Consider the following 5,129-nt stretch of genomic DNA (forward strand, 5'->3'; position numbering starts at 1 on the left):
CCAAGTGAAGTCCAAATTTATGGTAATTCATGGATTAACTCCTTTAGAAAGCATGTTTGGTGTCTTCACAGCTGCTATGAAAAAGCGTCATCTAATCAACACTAAAAAATATATCAAAAAAGGAAAAATTGCAAAAAATGCATTATTTGTCAAACTAGAAGTCAGGGCAATCACATGTAAAACTGGCGCAGAACGTGCCTTCTGCGATGATTGCCCTTTGTGTCACCATCAGCGGCGCCGACTCCTGGACTCAGGTGTCCGAATATGGCCGCTCCAGGATCTCCTGGTTAAAATAATTCCTGGAGCTGCCCAACGGTATTCCCTCTCACGACAACTTCGGGCGGCTCTTCGCACGGCTAACCCCCAAAGGATTTCAAAACTTCTTCTCCCGCTCAAAACCCTTTCCCTGAAAGGCGCCGTTGTCACCATTGACGCCATGGGCTGCCAGAAAAAATCACCCACCCCATCATCGAGGAAAAGGCCGACTAGGTCATTCAGGTCAAAGAAAACCAGCGGTATTTTACCATTAGCGATATCGACTGGCTTTCGGGAAAAGACCAGTGGGCCGGACTTAAAACCATCGCTAAGGTTATTCGCCAGCGGGATGTCAACGGAAAAAACCTCCACCGAAACCGCCTACCTTATCCCCAGTCTCGAAAACCACACCCCGACTATCGCCAAGGTCATCCGGGATCACTGGGGAATTAATAACAGTCTGCAATGGTGCCTGGACGCTGCGTTTCGTGAAGGCCACTGTCGGGTGCGAAAGGACCATGGGCCGGAGAATTTCGCTATCTTGCGACACATGGCCATCAAACCTGCTGAAACGGGAAACATTCCTCAAGAGGGCGGTATCCAGACCAAGCGGCTTAAGGCTGCATGGGCTCCAAGACACCTGCTAAAGGTCCGGTCGAGGTGATTTCTACAAGCGATTGCCGTGGGTGACGTGTCCCCTATATTTCCCTTGCCGGGAGGTGGGAGGCCACCAGCGGCAGCCGCGTAAACCGGCCGCCGGGTCCCGACCCAAAAGCCGACCGGCAGGTTTTGGCCCCGCCGCTGAAGACGGACGGGGCGCAAGCCGAAGAGTAAAATACCGTCTGCACCAGGGGGATGGAATTTTACTTGATTTTGGTGTAAAGAATATCGCTGATTCATTTTTTGTGTTGTGGAAAAAATTTCGAACAGCCACGGGGCCGATGTCGCTGTCAGGTGTGGTGACTGGGTTCGAAAAGATCCTGAGGGGGGAGGGCTGCACGCATGAGTCACGATTTCATCGGCGATTTGTTGAATGCCCTGACACGGATTCTGTCCCCGGATGTGGCCCGCCTCAAGGAGGTTTTGATCCTCAGCGGCATGCCCGAGGAAACCGACAACCTGCGTTATCTGGGCTTCAATCGCCAAGTCGTGAAGCAGGACGGCCGCACCCTGGAATTCTCAGCGGTGGCCGTGGTCAACAACCGCAGGGCCGCCCAGTGGCGCCTGACAGGTGTTGCCCAGAAACTCAGCCGGATGGTGTTTCATCCCCGTTGGACCCACAACCCGCTGAATCTTTTTCTCCACCGCCTGCGCTGCGACCCAACCGTGATGGATCTCCTGGCCTCCGCCGGGGGGGACTACACCCTGCTGGGCATTTTGACCACCAGTGAAACCCTGGGGCGTGGTCTTTTCAAGCGCCACTACCGCAGCATTCGCCCGGTGGTGGCGGTGACCGGCCTGCATGCGGCGGGCGTCGAAGCGCTGTCCGTCTTCGAGGAGCAAAACGAGATCCGGCAGGTCAAGCTCCGGGGCCTGCCCTATTACCGCCGCATCACCCGCAAATTTCCCCCTCGCTGATGCGCCTCCCCCTTTGGGAGCAGCGCGGCACACCCCCGGCAGCAGAGTCTTCGGCTCTAACTTCCGCCGTGGGCGGCCAGCGGGGTTTGCAGCGGGATCTCAAAGGTGAACGTCGCGCCCTGCCCGGGTTCGCTTTCCACCGATATCCGGCCGCCGTGAAATTCGATGATGCGCCGGGTGATGGTCAGCCCCAGCCCGCTGCCCGGCGGCCGACCCCGCCCGGCGGTGGCCACCTGCCGGAACTGCTCGAAAATCACCTTCTGATCGGCGGCGCTGATACCCACGCCGTTGTCTTGGACGCTTACCCTGAGGGTGTCGCCGCGGCGCGCCAGTGCAATGGCGATAACGCCGGTTTTCTCCTCGCAGAATTTGACGGCATTGGAAATCAGGTTGACCATCGCCTGTATCAACTGGTCCCGGTCGCCGATGATGGCCGGCACCGCGTCGGGCAGGTCCACCTGGAGCCGGATCTGTTTGTTGGTGACCAGCTGGCTGGAGGCGGCGACGGCGTCTTCGATCACTTTGCGCAGGTCCACGCTGCCGATCTGCCACTGCATGCGGCCGGATTCGATTTTCTGAAAATTGAGCACCTGGTTGATCAGGCGTGCCAGCCGCTGAATCTCCTTGATCATGATCCCCAGAAACTTTTGCTTCTGCTGCTCATCGGTGTCGGGGTAGTCCCGCAGGATCTCGGCGAGCGATTGAATCGAGGTCAGGGGGGTGCGCAGTTCGTGGGAGACGGTGGAGAGGAACTCGTCCTTGAGGCGGTCCAGTTCCTTGAGGCGCTCGTTGGCGGCCCGCAACTCGGCCGAGGTTTTCATCAACTGCCGACTGTAGGTGATGGCCTGGCGGGTTTCGTCCAGAATCCCCATGACCTCGCGGATCCCCAGGGGCTCCTCCTTGACCACCGAGGCGACCACCACCCGGGCCGAGGCCGACCCCACGGCGCCGGCCAGCAGTTTTTCCACGTAGGTCACGAATCCCGGATCGGCGGCCAGCGACCGCTCCCAGTCGATGGTGTGCTGGTTGGCATACTGCGCCAGAGCCTCGGCCGTGCGGGCCGGGCCGAGAAACCTTTCCAGCAGCGATTTCAGGTCGGGAATCCGGGCAGTCCCGCGCCAGAGCGGCGCCTCATCGGTATCCCCGGTGAAGCGGAAAACATCCACAAACATCGTGGCCTGGCTATGCTCCAGGGCCGAGGGTCGGCTGAAAAGCGACACCCCCACGTAAGCGGCGCTATTGAGCAGCAGGCTCCAGAAAACGCCGTGGGAAACATGGTCGAAGCCTTTGAGGCCGAAGAGTTGAAAGGGCCTGAGAAACTGCAGGCCCCAGGGCCCTTCGGTGATAAAGGCCTGCGGCAGGAGGCCGGCGTCGGTCAGGGGGGGCAGCACCAGGGTGTAAAGCCAGATTAGGAAGCCGGCAGTCAACCCGCAAAGGGCACCGGCTTTGCTGCCGCCCTTCCAGAAAAGCCCTCCCAGGAGCGACGGGGCGAACTGGGCCACCCCGGCAAAGGAAACCAGGCCGATGGCCACCAGGGGATAGAACTCGGCGGTGAAGTGAAAGTAGAAATACCCCAGCAGGATCGTCACCACGATGGCGGCATGCCGGATGGCGACCAGCCAGGCGCCGAAGTCGCGCCGCTGGGCCAGCTTGAGGGCCGGCAGGTGCAGCAAAAGCGGCATGACGATGTTGTTGCTGATCATGGTGGAGAGGGCGATCGTCTCCACGATGACCATGCCGGTGGCCGCCGACATGCCGCCGATGAAGACCAGCAGGGTGAGCTGGGCCTGATGGTGGGCCAGCGGCAGGATCAGCACGAAGGTGTCGGGATCCACCGCCTGCCCGGCAAATTGGAGTATCCCGGCGCAGGCCACCGGCATGACGAATAGGTTGATGGCCAGCATGTACAGGGGAAACAGCCAGATGGCTTTTTTGAGATGCTCCTCGCTGACGTTTTCGATCACCGCCACCTGAAACTGCCGCGGCAACAGGAGGATCGCCAGCATTGAGAGCAGCACCAGGACGGTCCAGCCGGTGTAGGCGCCGGGTTGATCGCCGATGGTGAACATCGCCGACAGCTCGGGCTGGCTGCGCGCCTGGGTGAAAAGATCGTCGAAGCCATTATAGATGCCGTAGGTCACGAACAACCCGACCGCCAGAAACGCCACCAGCTTGACCAGCGACTCCAGGGCGACGGCCGCGACGATGCCCTCGTGGCGTTCGGTGGCTTCCACCTTGCGGGTCCCGAAAAGTACGGCAAAGGCGGCCATGACGAGGGCCACGTAAAAGGCGGTGTCCTCGAAAAAAGGAACGCGGCCGGCATGCTGCGGCATAAAGAACCCGGGGTAGCGGGTGAGCAGTAAAAAGCTGGTGGAGATGGCCTTGAGCTGCAGTGAGATGTAGGGCACGATGCCCAGGACGGCGATAACCGACACAACGCCGCCCAGGATGACGCTTTTGCCGTAGCGGGAGGCGATAAAATCGGCGATCGAGGTGATGCGGTGGATGCGGCTGATGCGCAGCATCTTGCGCAGTACGAACCAGCCCAGGGTGAAGGTCAGGGTGGGGCCCAGGTAGATCGTCAAAAAACCGGGGCCGCCCTGTACGGCTCGGCCGACGCTGCCGTAGAACGTCCAGGCCGTGCAATAGACGGCCAGCGAAAGCGCATAGACGTAAGGACTGTTGATGATGCTGCGGCCGGCGGCGGCGCTTTTGTCTCCGAAGTAGGCCGCGGCGAACAGCAGGCCGAGATAGCACAGGGAGGCAAAAATGATGGTTTCAGCCGAGAGCATGATGCCCTTTGTTCGCCAAGCCGCCCTTACGACTCGCCGCGCGGGCGGGAGTGGATAATCAGAACGATCAGTACAATATAGACGGTCCAGGCCGCGAAGAGATAGGCATACAGGAGCGGAAAGCCCAGCACGAATACCGGCAGGTTGAAAAGCGAGACAAACGGGTAGTTGAACAGCAGAAACCCCAGCAGAAACAAGCCGATCAACCGTTTGTTGATGATGCTGTCGCGAGTCATTTGAGGCTCCCGCCCACCGGGGGCTGCTTGGGCGAAGGGAAAATATAGGAATTGTGCGGGATCCAGTTTTCTGTTAATTTTTCACTACCACAAAAAGAGGGCGGCTGGAAGGGGCGGGGATGCCATCCAAAACAATTATGATCGTTGACGATGAGTTGAACATTCTGGTTCCCCTGCAGTTTCTCATGGAGCAAAACGGCTTTCAGGTGGTTTTGGCCCAAAGCGGCCGGGATGCCCTCGAGGCCCTGGAAAAATCCAAGCCGGATTT

Annotated in this window: 4 protein-coding genes; 2 read left to right on the top strand and 2 right to left on the bottom strand. The window is 59.3% G+C overall.

Annotated features, from left to right (window positions below; translation table 11 throughout):
- Together LJE63_08840 and LJE63_08845 are read left to right on the top strand one after the other, a co-directional pair.
- On the top strand, positions 1-919 hold a 919-nt coding region (locus LJE63_08840; GenBank protein ID MCG6906719.1), incomplete at its 5' end, for an ISAs1 family transposase.
- Positions 920-1,257: 338 nt separating this feature from the next.
- Positions 1,258-1,833, top strand: a complete 576-nt coding sequence (locus LJE63_08845; protein ID MCG6906720.1) for a hypothetical protein — start codon at positions 1,258-1,260, stop codon at positions 1,831-1,833.
- Positions 1,834-1,889: 56 nt separating this feature from the next.
- Here LJE63_08845 and LJE63_08850 read toward each other — a convergent pair whose 3' ends face one another.
- Together LJE63_08850 and LJE63_08855 are read right to left on the bottom strand one after the other, a co-directional pair.
- Entirely contained in the window at positions 1,890-4,625 is a 2,736-nt protein-coding gene (locus tag LJE63_08850; protein ID MCG6906721.1) for a sensor histidine kinase, read from the bottom strand.
- 26 nt (positions 4,626-4,651) lie between these two features.
- Complete coding sequence (locus tag LJE63_08855; GenBank protein MCG6906722.1) at positions 4,652-4,861, bottom strand: hypothetical protein; 210 nt, start codon at positions 4,859-4,861, stop codon at positions 4,652-4,654.
- Positions 4,862-5,129 lie beyond the last annotated feature (268 nt).

It is taken from the genome of Desulfobacteraceae bacterium (genome assembly GCA_022340425.1).
Taxonomy (GTDB): Bacteria; Desulfobacterota; Desulfobacteria; order Desulfobacterales; family JAABRJ01; genus JAABRJ01.

Bases quoted from the DNA above. Each gene is read 5' to 3' on its own strand.
- LJE63_08845 (MCG6906720.1), top strand. From the start codon at position 1,258: ATGAGTCACGATTTCATCGGCGATTTGTTGAATGCCCTGACACGGATT.
- LJE63_08850 (MCG6906721.1), bottom strand. From the start codon at position 4,625: ATGCTCTCGGCTGAAACCATCATTTTTGCCTCCCTGTGCTATCTCGGC.
- LJE63_08855 (MCG6906722.1), bottom strand. From the start codon at position 4,861: ATGACTCGCGACAGCATCATCAACAAACGGTTGATCGGCTTGTTTCTG.